Origin of the sequence: Streptomyces prunicolor NBRC 13075, from assembly GCF_000367365.1 — a bacterium.
GTDB classification, from domain to species: domain Bacteria; phylum Actinomycetota; class Actinomycetes; order Streptomycetales; family Streptomycetaceae; genus Streptomyces; species Streptomyces prunicolor.
Map to the genome: position 1 here is coordinate 47,148 of NZ_BARF01000047.1, position 19,242 is coordinate 66,389.

A 19,242-nucleotide genomic window follows, 5' to 3' on the forward strand; every position below is an offset into this window, starting at 1 on the left:
TGACCGTCATGACTACTGCCGCCGTCGATCCCCGTGCCGGGCGCCGCTGCTACAACGCGCTCAACTCCCTGCACTCCACGCTCTACTTCTCGCCCGACCTGGGGAGGGAACTGACGGCCCTCGGGGTCAAGGACTCCCAGGCCATCAACTTCGCCGTGCGGGCGGCGGCGATGGGGCCGGTCGGTCCTGGCACGGTGACGGCGACCTTCTACAACTACAAGTACGACCTCGTGGCCCGGCATGTGCCCGCCGTGTGGGAGATCGTCTCCCCGGAGCAGGTCCTGCACGCACGCACGCGTGCCGTCGACGCGACCCTGCGGCGCCTGTTGGACGACGCCGTGGTGGAGTCGGAGGAGATGGCGGAGGCGGCGCGGCTGGCGCTGCGGGCCGCCGAGGCGTGTGCGCGCCCCGCCCGGCCGCTGTACGCCGCCCACGCCGATCTGCCGCTCCCCGAGGAGCCGCATCTCGCCTATTTCCACGCGGCCACGCTGCTGCGCGAGCACCGGGGTGACGGTCACCTGGCCGTCCTGATGTCCGCCGGGCTCGACGGCCTGGAGGCCGTGGTCACCCACACCGCGACCGGCAAGGGCATGACCCCGAAGTGGGTGTTCGGCACGCGCGGCTGGAACCAGGAGGAATGGGACGCCGCCTCGGGACGGCTCCAGGAGCGCGGGCTGCTCGACGGGGACGGCGAGCTGACGGAGGCGGGTGTCGCGCTGCGCGCCGAGATCGAGACGGAGACCGACCGGCTGGACCGGGCCCCGTACGAGCATCTGGGCGCCGAAGGGGTCGTACGTCTGACCGAACTGGGGACCGGGTTCGCGCGGCTCGCGCTCGCGGCCGGGGCGTTTCCGCGGGATCTGCTCGGGAAGCGGTAGCCGGCGGACCCGCAGGACAGCGCCCTGATCCCCGGTTGTCGGTGTCACCTGCCACAATTGCCGCGCAACCTCAGTGGAGAAGGCGGTACGGGCGTGACGACACCCCTCGTAGGGTCCATCGAAGGCAGGATCGCCGAGGAGCTCGGCGTACGGGAGCGGCAGGTGAAGGCTGCCGTCGAGCTGCTCGACGGCGGTTCGACGGTGCCCTTCATCGCCCGCTACCGCAAGGAAGCGACCGAGATGCTCGACGACGCGCAGCTGCGCACGCTCGAGGAACGGCTGCGCTATCTGCGGGAGTTGGAGGAGCGGCGGACCGCGATCCTCGAATCGGTGCGTGAGCAGGGCAAGCTCACCGAGGAGTTGGAGGCGCAGATCCGGGCCGCCGAGACCAAGGCGCGCCTTGAGGACATCTACCTGCCCTACAAGCCCAAGCGGCGGACGAAGGCCCAGATCGCGCGCGAGGCCGGCCTGGAGCCGCTCGCGGAGGGCCTGTTGGGCGACCCGTCCGTGGCACCGCTGGCCGCGGCCGCCGCGTTCGTCGACGCCGACAAGGGTGTCGCCGATCCGCAGGCCGCCCTCGACGGCGCCCGGGCGATCCTCACCGAGCGGTTCTCGGAGGACGCCGACCTGATCGGCGAGCTGCGCGAGCGGATGTGGGGGCGCGGGCGCCTCGCCGCGAAGGTGCGGGACGGCAAGGAGGAGGCGGGCGCCAAGTTCGCCGACTACTTCGACTTCTCGGAGCCGTTCACCGCACTGCCCTCGCACCGCATCCTCGCGATGCTGCGCGGCGAGAAGGAGGACGTCCTCGACCTCGTCCTGGAGCCCGAGGAGGACACCGAGGGGCCTTCCTCCTACGAGGGGATGGTCGCCCACCGCTTCCAGATCCTCGACCGGGGCCGTCCGGGCGACAAGTGGCTTCAGGACACGGTCCGTTGGGCCTGGCGCACCCGCATTCTCGTGCACCTCGGCATCGACCTGCGGCTGCGGCTGCGTACGGCGGCCGAGGACGAGGCGGTCAACGTCTTCGCCTCGAACCTGCGGGACCTGCTGCTCGCCGCACCGGCCGGCACCCGCTCGACGCTGGGCCTCGACCCCGGTTTCCGTACGGGTGTGAAGGTGGCCGTCGTCGACGCCACCGGCAAGGTCGTCGCCACGGACGTGATCTACCCGCACGTCCCGGCCAACAAGTGGGACGACGCCCTCGCCAAGCTGGCCCGCCTCTCCGCGCAGCACTCGGTCGAGCTGATCGCGATCGGCAACGGCACGGCGTCCCGCGAGACCGACAAGCTCGCCGGTGAACTCATCACCAAGCACCCGGAATTGAACCTCACCAAGGTGATGGTGTCCGAGGCCGGCGCGTCCGTGTACTCGGCGTCCGCGTTCGCCTCCGCGGAACTGCCCGACATGGACGTGTCGTTGCGCGGCGCCGTCTCCATCGCGCGCCGACTCCAGGACCCGCTCGCCGAGTTGGTGAAGATCGACCCCAAGTCGATCGGTGTCGGCCAGTACCAGCACGACCTGTCCGAGGTGAAGCTGTCCCGTTCGCTGGACGCGGTGGTCGAGGACTGTGTGAACGGCGTCGGTGTCGACGTCAACACGGCCTCCGCGCCGCTGCTTTCACGCGTCTCCGGCATCACCTCCGGCCTCGCGGAGAACATCGTGTCGCACCGCGACACCAACGGCCCGTTCAAGTCGCGCACGCAGCTGAAGAACGTGGCGCGGCTCGGCCCCAAGGCGTACGAGCAGTGCGCGGGCTTCCTGCGCATCCGGGGTGGCGACGACCCGCTCGACTCGTCCAGCGTGCACCCCGAGGCGTATCCGGTGGTGCGGCGGATGGTGAAGACGGCGGGCAGCGAGGTGGCCTCGCTGATCGGCAACACGTCCGTGCTGCGCTCGTTGAAGCCGACGGAGTTCGTGGACGAGACGTTCGGTCTGCCGACGGTGACCGACATCCTCAAGGAGCTGGAGAAGCCGGGGCGTGACCCGCGGCCCGCGTTCAAGACGGCCACGTTCAAGGACGGCGTCGAGAAGATCTCCGACCTCGCCTCCGGGATGGTTCTGGAGGGGGTCGTCACGAACGTCGCCGCGTTCGGGGCGTTCATCGACATCGGGGTCCACCAGGACGGTCTGGCACACGTCTCCGCCCTGTCGAAGACGTTCGTCAAGGACCCGCGCGATGTGGTGAAGCCGGGTGACATCGTCAAGGTGAAGGTCCTCGACGTGGACATCCCCCGGAAGCGGATCTCGTTGACGCTGCGGCTCGACGACGAGGCGGTGGCCTCCGGCGGGGAGCGGCGGCAGCAGGGTGGGGGCGGCGAGCGTCGGCAGCAGGGCGGGGGGCGTCCGCCGCAGCAACGTCAGCAGCGGCAGGGTGGCCAGGGCCAGGGTGGTGGATCGCGGCAGGCGGCTCCGCCGCCGGGGAACAGTGCGATGGCTGATGCTCTGCGGAAGGCGGGGTTGCTGGACCCGGGCAAGAAGGGCAAGCGCTGACGGCTTCGCCGGTCAGGTTGTGGGGAGCTGCGGGCCGGTGGGGGCCGGTCGCGCAGTTCCCCGCGCCCCTGGGGTGTGGAGGCTGGGCGGCAGAAATCGGTGGACGTGGATCGTCTCGCCGACAGACTGGGCGGATGATCTCACCGGACTTCAAAGCCGACCTGCGCGTCTTCCTTCAGGACTCCCGTGACGCACTGCTGTGGAAGCTCGACGGGCTGTCGGAGTACGACATCCGGCGGCCTATGACGCCGACCGGCACCAATCTGCTGGGGCTGGTCAAGCATCTTGCCGGGGCCGAGGCGTTCTACTTCGGGACGGTCTTCGGGCGACCGGTCGACGGGCCGGGGTTGTGGATCGCGGGGGACGCCGAGCCGAACGCGGATCTGTGGGCGACCCCGGACGAGACACGCGAGCAGATCGTCGGCGACTATCGGCGGATCTGCGGGCACTCGGACGCGACGATCGAGGCACTCCCCCTGGACGCGGTCGGCCGGATGCCCGGTGAAGAGGGCCACGAACTCACCCTGCACCGCACCCTCGTCCACATGACGTACGAGACATCCCGGCACGCCGGCCACGCCGACGTCGTACGGGAACTCATCGACGGGACGGTGGGGCAACGGGCCGGGGGCACCAACATGGCTCCGGGCAACGCGAGTTGGTGGGCGCAACACCGGGACCGGGTAGAGCAGGTCGCAAAAGAGGCCGAGCGCCTCAACTCCGGTGCGAACAACGCCCCTTAAGGGGCGCGGGGAACTGCGCGACCAGGCACAACGGACCCGCAGTGAACGAACGACCCAAACCTCACCGCTGCTCAGTCACCTTCCCGTCCGCCACCTCCAACCGCCGAGTCACCTGAACCGCATCCAACATCCGCCGATCATGAGTGACCAACAGCAGCGTGCCCTCGTAGGCGTCCAGCGCCGACTCCAGTTGCTCGATGGCAGGCAGGTCAAGGTGGTTCGTAGGCTCGTCCAGGACGAGGAGATTCACCCCGCGCCCCTGAAGCAGCGCCAGTGCGGAACGGGTCCGCTCCCCCGGTGACAGCGTCCCCGCCGGCCTCATCACGTGGTGAGCCTTCAGCCCGAACTTGGCCAGCAGCGTGCGGACTTCGGCCGGCTCCGTGTCCGGCACGGCCGCGCAGAACGCGTCGAGCAGGGACTCCGTACCGTGGAACAGCTGCCGGGCCTGGTCGACCTCGCCCACCAGGACACCCGAGCCGAGCGCCGCATGCCCCGCGTCCAACGGGATACGCCCGAGCAGCGCGCCGAGCAGCGTCGACTTGCCCGCACCGTTCGCGCCGGTCACCGCGACCCGGTCCGCCCAGTCGATCTGGAGGGACACCGGCCCGAAGCTGAAGTCGCCGCGTCGTACCTCGGCGTCCCTCAGGGTCGCCACAACCGCACCCGAGCGCGGCGCGGACGCGATCTCCATCCGCAGCTCCCACTCCTTGCGGGGCTCCTCGACGACATCGAGGCGTTCGATCATCCGCTGCGTCTGCCGCGCCTTCGCCGCCTGCTTCTCGCTCGCCTCGCTGCGGAACTTGCGGCCGATCTTGTCGTTGTCGTTGTTCGCCTTGCGGCGGGCGTTCTTGACGCCCTTGTCCATCCAGCCGCGCTGCATCTGCGCACGGTCCTGGAGCGCGGAGCGCTTGTCGGCGTACTCCTCGAAGTCGTCGCGGGCGTGCCGACGTGCCACGTCCCGCTCCTCCAGGTACGCCTCGTAGCCGCCGCCGTAGAGGTTGATCTGGTTCTGGGCCAGGTCGAGTTCGAGGACCTTGGTGACCGTGCGGGTGAGGAACTCGCGGTCGTGCGACACGACGACCGTGCCCGCGCGCAGGCCGGAGACGAAGCGTTCGAGGCGCTCCAGGCCGTCGAGGTCCAGGTCGTTGGTGGGCTCGTCGAGGAGGAAGACGTCGTAGCGGGAGAGGAGGAGGGAGGCCAGTCCCGCGCGTGCCGCCTGGCCGCCGGACAGGGACGTCATCGGCTGGTCGAGGTCGATCGCCAGGCCCAGCGAGTCGGCGATCTCCTCGGCCCGTTCGTCGAGGTCCGCGCCGCCGAGGTCGAGCCAGCGTTCCAGGCTCGTCGAGTACGCGTCGTCGGCGCCGGGTGCGCCGTCCACCAGGGCCTGGGTGGCCTCGTCCATCGTGCGTTGCGCCTCGGCGACTCCCGTGCGGCGGGCCAGGAACTCGCGCACGCTCTCGCCCGGGCGCCGCTCGGGCTCCTGGGGGAGGTGACCTACGGTCGCTGTCGGCGGAGAGAGGCGCAGTTCGCCCTCTTCCGGTGCGAGCAGGCCGGCGAGCATGCGGAGCAGGGTGGACTTGCCCGCGCCGTTGGCACCGACAAGGCCGATCACATCGCCGGGGGCGACGACGAGGTCGAGCCCGGTGAACAGGGCGCGGTCGCCGTGTCCGGCGGCGAGATTCTTGGCGACGAGAGTGGCAGTCATCAGACCGTCGATCCTAATCGGTCCCCTTCGCCGTCCGCGCCGCGGATTTCCCCCGCCCGCGCCACGGTTTTCAGCGCGCCATCGCCTCCACCAGCACGCTCCCGGTCGTCCGGGCCACGACGAAGGACTCGCCCCTGACCGCCTTCGCGTCCAGGGAGATGCGGTGGCTGCCGGGTTCCAGGACGCCGTCGAAGACGTCCTGCGTGTGGCTGCGGTAGAGGCGGTCGAGACGGTACGCCGTGACGCGCACCCGGCACGGTGAGGTGACCTCGATGCCCGCCTCGCCGTCGGCGGCGACCAGGCGGGTCAGCCGGTGCTGCTCGGCGGGGCGGCGGTCCAGGGCGTGTTCGATCTGGGCGACGAGGAGCGGGACGATGGGGGCGAGGCCGTCGACGTACGCCACATCGACGCCCGCGCGGTCGAACGCGGCCTGTACGGCGGCCCGTTCGGCCTGGGTGACGGCCCGGCCGAAGGCCACGGCGCCGTAGCCGCGCAGTTCGTCGGCGGGGACGTGGGTCGCGTCGCCGGTGATGTCAGCGCCGATGCCGATGGCGCGCAGAGCGGCGGCGAGCTTGGCGAGGACCGCTACGCGGGCGCCGATCAGCAGGACCCGGCGTTTGGCGACGGGGGCCTCAGTGCCGTCGATGAGGGAGTCGAGGGCCGCGCGGTACTCGGCTCCGGCGAAGCGGAAGGGGCCTATGCCGTGGTAGCCGTTGCGCTCCAGGTCGGCGTGTTCGTCGGTCTGCCAGGCGAAGTCGCGCCAGATGAAGTCGGCGCCGTCCCGCTGGATGACGGCGGTGACGGCGCCGCAGGCCAGGTCCTCGCACTCGGGGCAGCCGTAGATGACGTAGCGGCCGCCCTCCAGTGGGGCGTCCGTCTCCAGGAGGAGGCTGCGGATCTGGGCGGTGAAGATCGCGGGCGGGACGTCGGAGGCGAGCGGGGAGACGGCGTCCAGGTCGGTGAGCTGGAACAGCAGCGGGCGGCCGTCGACGATGAAGTCGACGAAGTCGCGGTGCACCTGGTAGCCGCCGTCCGCGAGGACTTCACCGGCACGCATCGCCGGTGCCAGGCCGAAGGCCGCGTATTCGGCAGACATGCTGTGAGTATCCCCAGCGCGAGGGCGATGTGAGCACGGCATGGGGTATTCCGCTACCGTCCGCGCATGGAGACCGGTGTGAACGGCGATGTGATCGTGGTCGGCGGGGGCGTCATCGGGTTGACGACGGCCGTCGTGCTGGCGGAGCGCGGTGCCCGGGTGCGGGTGTGGACGCGGGAGCCTGTCGAGCTGACGACCTCGGCGGTCGCGGGCGCGCTGTGGTGGCCGTACCGGATCGAGCCGGAGGCGCTCGTCGGTGAGTGGGCGCTCCAATCGCTCGCCGTGTACGAGGAGTTGGCGGCGCGGCCCGAGGAGACCGGCGTACGCATGGTCGAGGGTGTACAGGGCGAGACGCGGCTGGACGAGCTGGGGCCGTGGGCGGCCCGGGTACCGGGGCTGCGGGAGGCGCGGGTCGAGGAGTACGCGGGCGGTGGGCTGTGGGCGCGGTTGCCGCTGATCGACATGGCGGCCCATCTGCCGTGGCTGCGCGGGCGGTTCCTGGAGTTGGGCGGGACCGTCGAGGAGCGGTCGGTGGTGGATCTCACGGAGGTACCGGCGTCCGTCGTGGTCAACTGCACGGGGCTCGACTCGCTGGACCTCGTGCCCGATCCCTCGGTGCGGCCGGTGCGCGGGCAGTTGGTCGTCGTGGAGAACCCGGGGATCACGACCTGGCTGACGTCGGTCGGCCACTCGGCGGACACGTCCACGTACTTCTTCCCGCAGCCGGACCGGCTGATCCTGGGCGGTACGGCCGAGGAGGACGCCTGGTCGACGACGCCCGACCCCGCGACCGCCGAGGCGATCATCGCCCGCTGCGCGGCGATCCGACCGGAGATCGCCGGGGCACGCGTACTGGCACACCGGGTCGGGCTGCGGCCGTCACGGCCTTCGGTGCGGCTGGAGCGTCAAGTACTGCGGGACGGGCGGGTGTTGGTGCACAACTACGGTCACGGTGGGGCGGGGATCACGGTGGCGTGGGGGTGTGCGCGGGAGGCGGCGGGGCTGGTGGGAGCGGCTTGAGGAGTTCGGCCGCCTTCCCGGCCTGGGCGACGTGGGCAATGTGCAAATTTCGACCTCCTCGCCCCGCCTGCGCGACGGAGGCGGCCAGAGGAGTTCAGCCTCCCCAGCCCGTCTACCCGACGGGGGCGGCGGAGCCCACTCGCTCCGTCGCCCCCGTCGAGCCGTCAATCGACGGTCAGTTGCCCGGTACCCGCTGAGTGGATCGCGGTGACCGTACGCCGTCGAGAGTCGTGACCGACGGTGTCCTGGCACCGGCACCCGCCGTGGCCTTCGTGAACGCCGACGCGCCGCCGACGAGCGGGAGTTGGGCCGAGGTGCGGGACAGGTCCAGGGTGAGGGTCGGGGTGCTGGACGGCGGATCGATGAGGTCCTTGTCCGTGCCCGCGACGATCAGGGCTAGGCGGTGCCCGGCCGGGACGACGTGGTCGGTCGCCGCCAGGTCGAGGGTGATGGTGTACGCCTTGTCCGGGGTGAGCGGTACGCCCTTCGTGGCGGAGGCGTAGTTGCCGAGGTCGGCCCAGCCGCGGCTGACGACGTTGTAGTCAACTGCCTTGGTCTTGGCCTGGGTTGCCAGGAAGCAGGCGCTGTCGCCGACCGTGCTCTCGCCCCAGCAGGTGCGGTTCGTGAGCGTGGTGATGCCTTCGGCCGAGTCGGCGTAGTCGCGGATGGTGTCGGGGCCGACGTCGACAAGCACGGCCGAGAGATGGGCCGTTGACGTGGTGGGGGTCGCGGTGATCGTCACCTTCGAGGAGCCCGACAGGCGCAGGTCCTTCGTGAGGGGTCCGGTGACGAAACCGGCCTTGTCCGCGGTCGACTTGTCGATCGCGGCGGCCCAATCGGTGTCGCTCTCCTGCGGGTTGTCCGTGAACGTCTCGGTGCCCGCGCCGGTGCGGAGGCCGAGCGTGCCCACGCCCGCCTGGGTGCCCTGCGCCGGGTGGAGGGTGGTCGTCGCGGTGCCGCTCGGCGGCCAGGTCGCCGACGTGACCCACTGGTCGGGGTGGCGTTCGACGTCGGCCATCGGCTGCCGGTCGATTCCGTTGTCGTAGCCGAGGAGTTCGTGGTCGAACCAGCGGTGCAGGGTGTCCACGAAGTCGGCGCGACGGTAGTCGAAGGGGTCGACGTGGCCGGTCTGGGAGAGCCAGATCTTGCGCTCGACGCCGTTCTTCGCGAGGGCGTCCCACCACTGGCCGAAGTTCTTGGTGCGGACGTTGAGGTCCTGCATGCCGTGCACCAGGAACACGCTGGCCTTGACCTTGCTCGCGTCCTTGACGTAGTCGCGCTCGGTCCAGAACGGTGTCCAGTCGCCGGTGCGCGGGGCTCCGTCGACGATCTTCTGCTGGACGGCGGCGCACTTGGCCTGCGCGTCGGGGCTGTCGACGTAGCCGGAGAGCCAGTCCGGGCCGGAGTCGTAGAGCGGGGCGCCCTTGGCGAAGTAGTAGTCGTACCAGGAGGAGATGGCGCTGATCGGGACGATCGTCTTCAGGCCCTTCACACCGGTGGCGGCGACGCCGTTGGCGATGGTGCCGTCCCAGCTCTTGCCGATCATTCCGGTCTTGCCGTTGGTCCAACTCGCTTGTGTGCGTGCGGTTCCGGTGCGTGTCGTGTACGCCTTGGCGCGTCCGTTGAGCCAGTCGACGACGGCCTTCGCGGACTGGATGTCGGAGCGGCCGCCGACGTCGATGCAGCCGTCGGAGCGGTTGGTGCCGGCGACGTCGACGCCGACGAAGGCGTAGCCGCGCGGCACGAAGTAGTTGTCGTAGAAGAGCGGCATCTGGACAACGTTGCCGCTCGCGTCGTACGTCTTCAGCTGGCTCTCGTTGCCGCGGCCGCAGCAGGAGTAGTAGGGGCTGGCGTCCATGATGACGGGGACTTTGCGGCCCTGTCGGGCGGGTTCGCTCGGCCGGACGATGTCGACGGCGACCCGGTCGGTCTTTCCGTCACCGTCGCCGTCGAGTCCGGTGTCCACCCAGACGGCCTCGTGGATGGCCTTCGCGTAGGAGTAGACCGGTTGGCTCTCCTGCGGGGCGCTCTGGGCCGCTGTCGGGGTGAGGAAGGCGGCCAGGAGGGCGGTGATCCCCGCGGTCGCGAGCGATCTCCAGATCGTGAAGCGCGTGCGTTTCGGCATGCGCGGACGGTACATCGGTCAACTCCCGTGCTGGAAGAGGCACTCGGGGTCCTTCGGGGGGCATGACGGCCGAATGGCGATCGTGTGACAGGAGGGGCCGTGGACAGGCGCGGGGCCACAGGGGGTGAATAGGCTCCGTACAGACTTCGTGGACCGACCCCTACGGCTCTTCGACCTTCGTGGACCCCCACGGCTCTCCGAACTTCTCGTGGAGCCCTACGACTTGGAGTTCTCGTGCACCGCAGAATCATCGCGCCGGGCGCACTCGCGGCGGCCTCGCTCATGCTGGCGATCCCGGCGTCGGCGGCAAGCTACTCCCCCGGCGCTCCGGGCATCGGCGACCCCTACTACCCGGCGTACGGCAACGGCGGATACGACGTCTCGCACTACGACCTCAGGCTTCAATACCAGCCCACCACCGACGAGTTGGCGGGCACGGCGACGATCCTCGCGAAGACCACGCAGGATCTGTCCCGCTTCAACCTCGACTTCCTGCTGGACGTGAGCGAGGTGCGGGTCAACGGCGCCGCGGCGACCTTCGCGACCTCCGGCCAGCACGAGCTGGAGATCACCCCGAAGACCCCGCTGCCGAAGGGCACGCCGATCACGGTCGTGGTCCGCTACAGCGGGGTGCCGTCCACAAAGAGCGCGTACGGCTTCACCACCTGGCACCGCACGCCGGACGGGGCGGTCGCGGCGGACGAACCCGAGTCCGCGTGGTGGTGGTTCCCGAGCAACGACCACCCGAGCGACAAGGCGACGTACGACGTGTCGGTGGCCGTGCCGAACGGCACCCAGGCGATCTCCAACGGCACGCTCCAGTCGACGAGTTCACAACTCGGCTGGACCCGCTACAACTGGCGTCAGAACAAGCCGCAGGCCACCTATCTGGCCACGCTCGCGCTCGGCAGGTTCGACATCACGACCAGCACCTCGGACGGCGGTGTCCCCGTCATCAACGCCTACAGCAAGGATCTCGGCGACAACGACGGGGCCGCGCGGGCGAGCGTCGAGCGCACCGGGGAGATCGTCGACTGGCTGAGCGGCTACTTCGGTCCGTATCCCTTCAGCACGGCCGGCGGGTACGTGCCCAACACGACCACCGGGTACGCGCTGGAGACCCAGACCCGCGTCTACTACAGCCAGAGGCAGTTCGCGAACGGCGCCAACACCTCTGTCGTGGTGCATGAGTTGGCCCACCAGTGGTACGGCGACGACGTGTCGTTGAAGGGCTGGAAGGACATCTGGATCAACGAGGGCTTCGCGCGGTACGCGCAGTGGCTGTGGTCCGAGCACGAGGGCGAGGGCACGGCGCAGCAGCTCGCCGACTATGTCTACGCCTCGCATCCGGCGGACGACGCGTTCTGGACGATCGCGCCGGGTGATCCCGGTCCGGAGGACCAGTTCGAGCTGCCGGTCTACGACCGGGGTGCGTTGGCCATCCAGGCGCTGCGGAACGAGATCGGTGACGACGCGTTCTTCGCGGTTCTGAAGGGGTGGCCGAAGGAGCACGCGTACGGCAACGCCTCTGTCGCGGACTTCCGGGCCTACGCCGAGCAGGTGTCGGGGAAGTCGCTTTCCGCGCTCTTCGACACGTGGTTGTTCCAGCCGACCAAGCCTGCGGCTCCGGCTGCGCGGAGTGCGTCGATCACGAAGGCGGGTGTGGCTCCGGTGCAGCCGAAGTCCTGGAAGAAGATCGCGGCTACGAACGACGTGCACTGAGCGTCCGCCGGGTTCGGTGCGCCCCTGAAGGGGCGCTCTCCTGGACGTGTCGACATCAGCCGCCCTTGCCGGAAGCCGTGTCCTTGACGAACACGATCCCGTCGATGCCGGCCAGGTGCGCGGGGTCCAGCGGGGCGTAGCCGTACCAAGGGGACACGCGAGGGACGGGCGTCGGGTCGGCGAGCGCGGTGGCCAGTCGGCGGGCGTCGACCAGGCAGTGCTCCTGCGGGAGCGCGTACAGCAGTCCCTCGACGGTGTCCGGTGGCGGGGCGTCCACCCCCTGGTGGCGGATCGTGCCGAGGGCCGTGGCCAGGAAGGCGTACTCCTCGCCCGTGCGGGCGGCGACGATCGCACCGGCGCTCCACCACTCCAGCGGCAGGCCGCCCATCCGCATCGTGCTCCGGTCGCGCTGGAGGTGGCCGTTGTGGCCGTTCACCAGCGTCGGGCTCCGTTCGGCGGCGGCGAGCAGGTTGGCGGCCATCATCGAGTCCCGCAGGGCGACCAGTCGCGCCATGCGGCTCGGTGACGGGTCGGCCATCGCGGAGTGGTAGCGCAGCAGCCCGACCGCGGTGCGTCCGTACAGGCGCGCCCGATGCCACTCGTCCGGTGTGGACGTGGCGACCAGTTGTGGCGTCTGGGTTTCGAGCAGGGCCGTCAAGTCATCGGCGAGCAGACGGAGTTGCCGGGCTTCGGGCGACCGCCCCACGGACCGGGAAGGGTCCCTCATAGCGGCGGGTTCGGTCCACCGGTCGTCGGCTCCGAGCAGTTCGCCGAGGGTTTCCGCGGTGCAGGGAAGGAGGGCGTCGTCGACCCTGGCGGTGAGGTAGGTGTGGAGTGCGGTGAGGGCCTGCCGCGGGCTCGCGGCGCCGGTGATCTCCAGCGGGCCGTCGAACCCGGCGAACCGCACCTGCTCGGACTCGGGCCGGCCGTCGTTGAACGCGCGCATCCAGCGCACCAGTTCGCGGTTGGCCGCGAAGGCGCCCCACTCGTGGCTGAAGCCGCGCTCCATGACCTCGTCGAGGGCGCCTGCGCCCGAGGTGACGTGGTCGTCCACGACCAGACCCATCAGACAGTCGCTCTCGATGGCGATCGTGCGGTATCCCTCCTGCTCGACGAGGTGGCGGAAGAGCTCGTTCCGTACGTCGAGCAGAACATCCTCGCCGTGGGTGGGCTCACCCAGGGCGAGCAGCCGTGGCCTGGTCGGGAGCAAGCTCATGACGGCAGCGGGGTCGACGGTGTGGACGGCAGCTGTGACAGCGGGAGTCATACCTTCAACGCTATCGTTGAAGCAACGGTTGAAACTTTTGGTGGACAGTGGCAGGACAGTGAAGCAAAACCTTCAAAGCGGTGGTCGGCTCAGGCCGGTCGACCTGGCGCGCAGGCACGGTCTGTCGACGCAGGCGGTCCGCAACTACGAAGCGGCCGGGATCCTGCCGGCCGCCGAACGCTCCGCGCACGGCTACCGCACCTACACGCCGCGGCACGCTCGGGCCCTGCACGCGTTTCTCGCGCTCGTGCCCGGACATGGCCACCGGACGGCCGCGGCGATCATGCAGGCGGTCAACCGGGACTCCGTCGAGGACGCGCTTCGGCTCATCGACGACAGTCATGTGCAGCTTCTCGACGACCGCCGCACCCTCCAGGCGGTCGAAGCCGCGCTGCGCGACCTCCGGCCCGTACCGGAGGAACGCGGCGACACGTTCGTAGGCCCGCTGGCGAGGAGGCTCGGCATCCGCCCGGCCACCCTGCGCACGTGGGAGCGCACCGGTCTGGTCCAGCCGCGCCGCGACCCGCGGACGGGCTACCGGATCTACGGCCCGGTCGACGTACGCGACGCCCTCCTGGTCCACCAGCTCAGACGGGGCGGTCACCTGCTCGAACAGATCGCCCCGCTGCTCTCCCAGGTCCGTTCCGCCGGAGGCGTCGCGCCGCTCGAATCGACACTGCGCGACTGGCAGGCCCGCCTCTCGGCCCGCGGGCGCGCCCTGCTCACCGGCGCCGCCGCACTGGACGCCTACCTCGGCCGTCCACCGGCGCACGGAGCCGGGCCGAGCGTCTCCGCCACCGCCTCGTCGGCCACGGTCTAGTGCGGGGCAGCGACCGTCGAGGCCTCCACCTCCGCGACGTGTAGGAGGAGTTCGTCACGGCCGATCGCATCGACCTCCGTCGACGGCACCGTGCACGCGTACGCCCCGGCGACCGCGCCGTACCGGGCGCATCGCTGCGGGGACTCCCCGTTCAGCCGACCGAAGAGGAAGGCGGAGGCGAAGGCGTCGCCCGCGCCGTTGGAGTCGACGACCGGTCTGCGGGGTGTGGTGGTCGGGATGTGGGTCACCTCGTCGTCGGCCAGCAGATACGCGCCCTCCGCCCCGGCGGTGGCGACGACCAGCTCGGCCCGGCCCCGCTCGGCGATCGCGCGCATCGTGCGTTCGGGCGTGCCGGTCAGTGCGGTGGTGGACAGGAAGACGATGTCCGCCGCGAGGGCGAACTCCTTCTGGTACGGGTTCTCGCCGTCCCAGTTGTGCAGGTCCGTCGAGATCGTCGTGCCGGACTCGCGGAGCAGCGGCAGGGCGTGGGCGCAGGGCTGGGTGATGGAGACGTGGGCATGGCGGCTCGCCTCGGCGAGGGCGCGGACCGTGGGTTCCGGGAGGCGGTCGTCGGGGTGGGCGCGGGTCGCGTCGTAGAGGGAGAGGCGCCTGCCGTCGGGGCCCACGAGGTTGACCGCGCGCTTGGTGCCTGCGGGCTGCGGGGCTTCGGTGAGCGGGATGCCGTGGTCGCGGTGCAGCGCGCGGACCAGGTCGCCCTCGGGGTCGGCGCCGAGCATGTCGAGGTGGTGGGTGCGCAGGCCCAGCGCGCCGAGGCCGAGGGCCACGAAGTCGCCGGTCTGGCCGGCGCGGGTGCGGATGCCGGGGTCGATCATGTAGCTGTCGGCGTACGGGAGCGGCAGTTCCGGGACGTGGACGATGGTGTCGACGCCCGCGCCGCCGAGAACGAGGACGTCGATGTCACGGCTCATGACTCACAACCCTCCTTTTGGTTGCGCAAGATTCTGCAACTCCTTTCAGCCTGCGGCAAGTTGGTTCGACGGCTCAGTCCCCGTGGTCGTACACCGTCACCGCGAGCCCCCGCCGCACCAGCCGCTCGGTGACCAGCGGCTCGACCCGTGACCACTTGCCGCCCGCGAGGCCGCACCCGATGCGGGGCATGTGCACGGACGCGCCGAGCTCCGCCGCGCGGTCGGCCAACAGGCCCAGCGCCTTGTCGATCGCCTCGTAGCGCACGGGCACGCCCTTGCTGCCCGTGCGTGTCCCGCGCTGGCCGATCATGTTGGCCACCCATACATGGCGCTCGACCTGGACGAGCTGGATCGCGCCCAGCCCGAAGCCATTGGCGGCGCGGTCCCGGTGCCAGGACCGGTACGCCTTCTCCGGCTCCGGCCAGCGGCGCGAGAGTGCCAGCACGAAGCCCTTTCCCCAGCCCCCCGAGTCGTTGCAGACATGCGCGATCACCTTGACGCCCTTGACCGACGGAACGGTCGCGTCACCCCGGACATAGTTGATCTCCCCCATGACACCCACCGTAGACGGCACCACTGACAACGGGCCTCCGGTGCTCCTCCGGTGGTTTCACAGCACTGGTGAGACAGCGATACTGCTGCACATGACGACCGAGACCGACACCGAGGAGCCGACGCTCACGATCGACGAGCTGGCCGCGCGGGCCGGTACCACGGTCCGCACCGTCCGGTTCTACAGCACCAAGGGGCTGCTTCCGCCGCCGGTGATCGGGGCGCGGCGGGTCGGGCACTACGGGCAGGAGCACCTGTCGCGGCTCGCGTTGATCGAGGAGTTGCAGCACCAGGGCATGACGCTGGCCGCGATCGAGCGCTACCTGGGTCAACTGCCGCCGGGCCTCAGCGCGCACGACCTCGCCATCCACCGCGCGGTGGTGGCGTCGTGGGCGCCGGACACGGTGGAGACCCTGGACCGCGCCGAGTTGGAGCGGCGGGCGGGCCGGGCGCTGAGCGAGGAGGACATCGAGCGGCTCGTCGCGATGGACGTGGTCGGGCTCGACGGGACCTCCTACCGCGTCGACTCCGGTCTGCTGCGGCTCGGCGTACGACTGCTCGACGTACCGGTGTCCCAGGAGGCGATCCTCGCGTCCCGGAACGTGCTGATCGAGCATTCCCGTGCGGCGGCCCACGAGTTGTCGCAGGTGTTCCGCGGTGAGGTCTCCCAACGTGCCGCGCAGGACGTGAAGTCGCTGTCCGCGCACATGCAACCCCTGGTCGTGCAGGCCCTCCTGACGGCCTTTCAGCGGTCGCTGCGGGAGGAACTCCGCGCGTGGCTCAAGGAGCCGGAGGAGTCGGCGAAGGCGCCGGAGTCAGAGGAAGGCTGAACCGCCCGACACGTTCAGCGTCTGCCCGGTCAGGAACCCGCTGCCCTCGTCGACCACGTACAGCAGGGTCGAGATCAGGTCCGACGGCTCCTGCGTGCGCGGTACGACCTGGCCGTCCCGGACGTGCGCGAAGCCGCCGTCCGCTCCGACCGTCCGCTCCGCGGTCGCGGTGCGGACCATGCTGGGCGCGATCGCGTTGACGGTGATGTCGTACGGCCCGAGCGCTGCCGCGAGCGATCGCGTGAAGCCGATGAGGCCCATCTTCGAGGCGACGTACGGGACCATCGTGGGCGGTGCGGTGAGGACGGCCGCCGAGACGATGTTGACGATACGGCCCCACCCGGCGGCCTTCAGATACGGCAGGACCGCGCGGGTCAGCAGGAACGGCGCCTCCAGGTTGACGCGCATGATCCGGCGCCATTCCTCGGGTGTGGTCTCCTCGAAGGGGCGGGCCGGGTAGACGCCGGCGTTGTTGACCAGGACGTGCAGGGTGCCGAACCGGTCGATGACGCGCTCCAACGCCCCCTGGATCTGGTCCTCGTCGGTGACGTCGCCTATCAACTCCACATAGTCCAGGACCCTTTCGGCGGTCTCCGGCTGTGCGACGAGGTCGATTCCGGCGACCCGGTAGCCGCGTGCGGCGAGCGCGACGGCGAACTCCTGCCCCAGGCCCTGTGCCGCTCCGGTCACCAGGGCAGTACGCGTCTCCATGGGGCGAGTGTGATGACCCGTCAGGCGTCCGGCAAGAGCACATTCCACTCGCTGAAACGCCCCGGTTGCCGCTCACGCCCGGTGGGCCCACCCTGCGTGACGACGCCAGCACCAGCCGTACGGGAGCCGTGCCCGATGACCGAGACCGAGCGTGCCGTGGACGATGCCGAGCGCGCCCGCGAACAGGGCGGCGGGCAGAGCGGGTTGGCGCGCTGGTGGCGTCGACTCACGCCGTCCGCGCGGGCGTTGGAGCCGGTACCGCGCCGGTGGGTCCGGGACGAGTTCGGTGTGCTGCTCGTACTGGGGTTGCTGATCGCCGGGATCGGCATCCCCTACCCGGACTTCCTCGACACGAACAACCTCCTCTCCACCGCCCACAACTCCGTCTACATCTCGCTGATGGCGTGCGGCATGGTCTTCGCGCTGTCGATGCGCGAGGTCGATCTGTCCGTGGGCGGGACCTACGCGATGTGCCTGGTCGTCGGGGCGTTGCTGATCCGGGACGGCACTCCGCCCTGGCTGGCGGTGCCGGTGATGCTGGTCACCGGGATCGCGCTGGGGGTGTTCAACGCGCTGGTGACGACGCTGCTGGCGCTGCCATCGTTCATCGTCACACTGGGCACGCTGATGCTCTTCCGGGGCGTCGGGCTGGCCCTTGCGGACGGCAAGCAGATCACCGATCTCCCGCTGGACGACTCGTTCTTCACCTTCGCGGGCGGTGATCCGGGCGGCGTGCCGTTCGCCCTGTGGGTGCTGCTCGCGGTGATCGTCCTGCTGTCGGTCGTGCTGTCCCGGACGCGCTTCGGGGCCCGGGTGCGGGCGATCGGGTCCAACCCCGACGCCGCCGCCTTCAGCGGTATCCCGGTCGTCCGCACCCGTATCCAGGCGCTGGCCCTCTCCGGCCTGACCACGGCGTGCGCCGCCGCGCTCGCGCTCGCCTTCTACGGCGCCGGGGATCCAACTCTGGGCCAGGGCTACGAGTTGCAGGCGATCGCCGCGTGCATCATCGGCGGCACTCCGCTGGCCGGGGGGCGTGGTTCGGTGGTCGGTGCGGTGGCCGGGGCGATGATCCTTTCGGTCGTCGCCTCGGGCCTGGTGTTCTTCGAAGTACCCATCAACTGGACGTCGTTCGCGACGGGTGGGGTGATCCTCGTCGCCGTCGCGGCCGACAGCGCGCTGCGCCGCACTGGACGCCGTCGCAGGTGAAGTCCCCCGCGATCCAAGTCCGTTCTCCTGTCGTCAAGTCCCCTTGTCGTCAAGTCATCTCGTGGTCCAGCCTTTTGGAGGCCGTGATGCACTCCCGTTCGCGTACCTGGTCCGCGGCGCTCGGCGCCCTGGTCCTGCTGGCCACCGCAGGCTGCGGCAGCGGTTCCGGTGGCAGCAACGGCAGGCTGAAGATGGGCATTTCGGTCGCCAACATCTCCCTCAACTTCGCCCACGAGATGGTGCTGGGCGCGGAGAGCGCGGCGAGCCATGCGGGCAAGGTCGACTTCAAGGCCGTAGGACCGCCCAACACGGACGGACCCGCCGAGGTGCAGCTGTTCCAGAACCTCACCGCCGTCGCCAAGGACGGCATCGTCCTGGAGAACCTCGACCCGCCGATCTTCACCCGGCCCGCCGCGCGCGCCGTCGACCAGGGCATCCCGATCGTCGCCCTGGACACCTCCCCCACCGACGGCAGCAAGGTCGACTTCTATGTGGGCAACGACAATTACGCGCTCGGCGAGCTGATGGCGAAGGAGGCGCTGAAGCGGCTCGGCAGCAGTCCGAAGGGGCAGGTCGTGATCGGTGTGCCCAACCCCGGGACACCCGTGCTCGACAACCGCGCCAAGGGCATCGCCGACACGTTCAAGAAGGAGGCGCCCGGCATCAAGGTCCTCGGCCCCTTCCAGACGTACAGCGATCCCGGCCAGAACTACAGCTCCTGGTCCGCGCAGGTGAACGCGCACCCGGACGCGCTGGCCTTCCTCGGTGTCGGTGACGCCGACAGCTACAACCTCGCGAAGATCAAGAAGGCCGAGCACGGCACGTGGCTCACGGCCGGCTTCGACGTCGACCCGAAGACCCTGGACGCGGTGAAGGACGGCTCCAACTTCGTGACCATCGACCCGCAGCACTTCCTGAAGGGCTATCTGTCCACGGCGATGCTGATCGAGGCCGTGCGCGACAAGAAGGGGAAACTGCCGGACGGTTGGTTCCTGTCGCCCGGCGGGGTCGTGGACTCCTCGAACATCGACGAGATCATCGCCCGGCAGAAGTCGGCGCGGGCGGCGTACGACTGGTACAAGCCGACGATCGACAAGCTGCTCGGCGACGAGGCGGGCAACCTGAAGCCACTGAAGGACGCCCGCTGA

16 protein-coding genes are annotated in these 19,242 nt (G+C 70.1%); 9 read left to right on the plus strand and 7 right to left on the minus strand.

What is annotated here, in order from left to right:
• The first annotated feature begins 8 nt into the window (after positions 1-8).
• The 3 genes from SPR02S_RS20420 (at position 9) to SPR02S_RS56020 (ending at position 4,111) form a co-directional block, all read left to right on the plus strand.
• Positions 9-878 carry an SCO6745 family protein gene (locus SPR02S_RS20420; protein ID WP_019058848.1) on the plus strand — a complete coding sequence of 290 codons (870 nt, stop codon included), beginning with the start codon at positions 9-11 and terminating at the stop codon, positions 876-878.
• A gap of 93 nt (positions 879-971) precedes the next feature.
• Complete coding sequence (locus SPR02S_RS20425) at positions 972-3,368, plus strand: Tex family protein (protein WP_019058849.1); 2,397 nt, start codon at positions 972-974, stop codon at positions 3,366-3,368.
• 134 nt (positions 3,369-3,502) lie between these two features.
• Positions 3,503-4,111, plus strand: coding sequence for a DinB family protein (locus SPR02S_RS56020; protein ID WP_019058850.1), 609 nt, complete (start codon positions 3,503-3,505; stop codon positions 4,109-4,111).
• A 61-nt stretch (positions 4,112-4,172) separates the two neighbouring features.
• Here the strand turns inward: SPR02S_RS56020 and SPR02S_RS20435 are convergent, their stop codons facing one another.
• Together SPR02S_RS20435 and SPR02S_RS20440 are read right to left on the minus strand one after the other, a co-directional pair.
• Positions 4,173-5,816: an ABC-F family ATP-binding cassette domain-containing protein gene (locus SPR02S_RS20435; protein ID WP_019058851.1), complete on the minus strand. Its 1,644-nt coding sequence runs from the start codon at positions 5,814-5,816 to the stop codon at positions 4,173-4,175.
• Between the two features lie 70 nt (positions 5,817-5,886).
• On the minus strand, positions 5,887-6,912 hold the full coding sequence (locus tag SPR02S_RS20440; protein WP_019058852.1) for a hypothetical protein: 1,026 nt from the start codon (positions 6,910-6,912) through the stop codon (positions 5,887-5,889).
• Between the two features lie 66 nt (positions 6,913-6,978).
• Between SPR02S_RS20440 and SPR02S_RS20445 the strand changes: the two genes are divergently transcribed.
• A complete protein-coding gene (locus tag SPR02S_RS20445) occupies positions 6,979-7,932 on the plus strand; it encodes an FAD-dependent oxidoreductase (RefSeq protein WP_019058853.1) in 954 nt (317 codons plus the stop codon).
• 175 nt (positions 7,933-8,107) lie between these two features.
• On the opposite strand, the gene SPR02S_RS20450 is transcribed toward SPR02S_RS20445, so the two are convergent.
• Positions 8,108-10,057, minus strand: coding sequence for a Xaa-Pro dipeptidyl-peptidase (locus SPR02S_RS20450; protein ID WP_026150719.1), 1,950 nt, complete (start codon positions 10,055-10,057; stop codon positions 8,108-8,110).
• A gap of 234 nt (positions 10,058-10,291) precedes the next feature.
• Here SPR02S_RS20450 and SPR02S_RS20455 point away from each other — a divergent pair, with 234 nt between their 5' ends.
• Positions 10,292-11,779, plus strand: a complete 1,488-nt coding sequence (locus SPR02S_RS20455; RefSeq protein WP_019058855.1) for a M1 family metallopeptidase — start codon at positions 10,292-10,294, stop codon at positions 11,777-11,779.
• Positions 11,780-11,834: 55 nt separating this feature from the next.
• Here the strand turns inward: SPR02S_RS20455 and SPR02S_RS20460 are convergent, their stop codons facing one another.
• Positions 11,835-13,046: an erythromycin esterase family protein gene (locus SPR02S_RS20460; protein ID WP_019058856.1), complete on the minus strand. Its 1,212-nt coding sequence runs from the start codon at positions 13,044-13,046 to the stop codon at positions 11,835-11,837.
• 58 nt (positions 13,047-13,104) lie between these two features.
• Between SPR02S_RS20460 and SPR02S_RS56025 the strand changes: the two genes are divergently transcribed.
• Positions 13,105-13,866: a TioE family transcriptional regulator gene (locus tag SPR02S_RS56025; protein WP_019058857.1), complete on the plus strand. Its 762-nt coding sequence runs from the start codon at positions 13,105-13,107 to the stop codon at positions 13,864-13,866.
• Here SPR02S_RS56025 and SPR02S_RS20470 read toward each other — a convergent pair.
• Together SPR02S_RS20470 and SPR02S_RS20475 are read right to left on the minus strand one after the other, a co-directional pair.
• On the minus strand, positions 13,863-14,795 hold the full coding sequence (locus SPR02S_RS20470) for an adenosine kinase (protein WP_019058858.1): 933 nt from the start codon (positions 14,793-14,795) through the stop codon (positions 13,863-13,865). The two genes, SPR02S_RS56025 and SPR02S_RS20470, sit on opposite strands and share 4 nt — an antisense overlap.
• A gap of 73 nt (positions 14,796-14,868) precedes the next feature.
• Positions 14,869-15,348: a macro domain-containing protein gene (locus SPR02S_RS20475; RefSeq protein ID WP_026150720.1), complete on the minus strand. Its 480-nt coding sequence runs from the start codon at positions 15,346-15,348 to the stop codon at positions 14,869-14,871.
• 91 nt (positions 15,349-15,439) lie between these two features.
• On the opposite strand from SPR02S_RS20475, the gene SPR02S_RS20480 reads away from it, so the two are divergent.
• Positions 15,440-16,177: a MerR family transcriptional regulator gene (locus SPR02S_RS20480; RefSeq protein ID WP_019058860.1), complete on the plus strand. Its 738-nt coding sequence runs from the start codon at positions 15,440-15,442 to the stop codon at positions 16,175-16,177.
• Here the strand turns inward: SPR02S_RS20480 and SPR02S_RS20485 are convergent.
• Positions 16,163-16,888, minus strand: coding sequence for an SDR family NAD(P)-dependent oxidoreductase (locus SPR02S_RS20485; protein ID WP_026150721.1), 726 nt, complete (start codon positions 16,886-16,888; stop codon positions 16,163-16,165). The two genes, SPR02S_RS20480 and SPR02S_RS20485, sit on opposite strands and share 15 nt — an antisense overlap.
• A 135-nt stretch (positions 16,889-17,023) precedes the next feature.
• Here SPR02S_RS20485 and SPR02S_RS20490 point away from each other — a divergent pair, with 135 nt between their 5' ends.
• Together SPR02S_RS20490 and SPR02S_RS20495 are read left to right on the plus strand one after the other, a co-directional pair.
• Positions 17,024-18,094, plus strand: coding sequence for an ABC transporter permease (locus SPR02S_RS20490; protein ID WP_019058862.1), 1,071 nt, complete (start codon positions 17,024-17,026; stop codon positions 18,092-18,094).
• Between the two features lie 86 nt (positions 18,095-18,180).
• The gene (locus tag SPR02S_RS20495) at positions 18,181-19,242 is read left to right on the plus strand and encodes a sugar ABC transporter substrate-binding protein (protein ID WP_019058863.1); all 1,062 of its coding nucleotides are present in this window, start codon (positions 18,181-18,183) and stop codon (positions 19,240-19,242) included.

What these genes read in the sequence shown, in the direction of transcription:
- SPR02S_RS20420 (WP_019058848.1), top strand. Translation starts at nt 9, where the DNA reads ATGACTACTGCCGCCGTCGATCCCCGTGCCGGGCGCCGCTGCTACAAC.
- SPR02S_RS56020 (WP_019058850.1), top strand. Translation starts at nt 3,503, where the DNA reads ATGATCTCACCGGACTTCAAAGCCGACCTGCGCGTCTTCCTTCAGGAC.
- SPR02S_RS20435 (WP_019058851.1), bottom strand. Translation starts at nt 5,816, where the DNA reads ATGACTGCCACTCTCGTCGCCAAGAATCTCGCCGCCGGACACGGCGAC.
- SPR02S_RS20440 (WP_019058852.1), bottom strand. Translation starts at nt 6,912, where the DNA reads ATGTCTGCCGAATACGCGGCCTTCGGCCTGGCACCGGCGATGCGTGCC.
- SPR02S_RS20445 (WP_019058853.1), top strand. Translation starts at nt 6,979, where the DNA reads ATGGAGACCGGTGTGAACGGCGATGTGATCGTGGTCGGCGGGGGCGTC.
- SPR02S_RS20450 (WP_026150719.1), bottom strand. Translation starts at nt 10,057, where the DNA reads ATGCCGAAACGCACGCGCTTCACGATCTGGAGATCGCTCGCGACCGCG.
- SPR02S_RS20460 (WP_019058856.1), bottom strand. Translation starts at nt 13,046, where the DNA reads ATGACTCCCGCTGTCACAGCTGCCGTCCACACCGTCGACCCCGCTGCC.
- SPR02S_RS20470 (WP_019058858.1), bottom strand. Translation starts at nt 14,795, where the DNA reads ATGAGCCGTGACATCGACGTCCTCGTTCTCGGCGGCGCGGGCGTCGAC.
- SPR02S_RS20475 (WP_026150720.1), bottom strand. Translation starts at nt 15,348, where the DNA reads ATGGGGGAGATCAACTATGTCCGGGGTGACGCGACCGTTCCGTCGGTC.
- SPR02S_RS20480 (WP_019058860.1), top strand. Translation starts at nt 15,440, where the DNA reads ATGACGACCGAGACCGACACCGAGGAGCCGACGCTCACGATCGACGAG.
- SPR02S_RS20485 (WP_026150721.1), bottom strand. Translation starts at nt 16,888, where the DNA reads ATGGAGACGCGTACTGCCCTGGTGACCGGAGCGGCACAGGGCCTGGGG.
- SPR02S_RS20490 (WP_019058862.1), top strand. Translation starts at nt 17,024, where the DNA reads ATGACCGAGACCGAGCGTGCCGTGGACGATGCCGAGCGCGCCCGCGAA.
- SPR02S_RS20495 (WP_019058863.1), top strand. Translation starts at nt 18,181, where the DNA reads ATGCACTCCCGTTCGCGTACCTGGTCCGCGGCGCTCGGCGCCCTGGTC.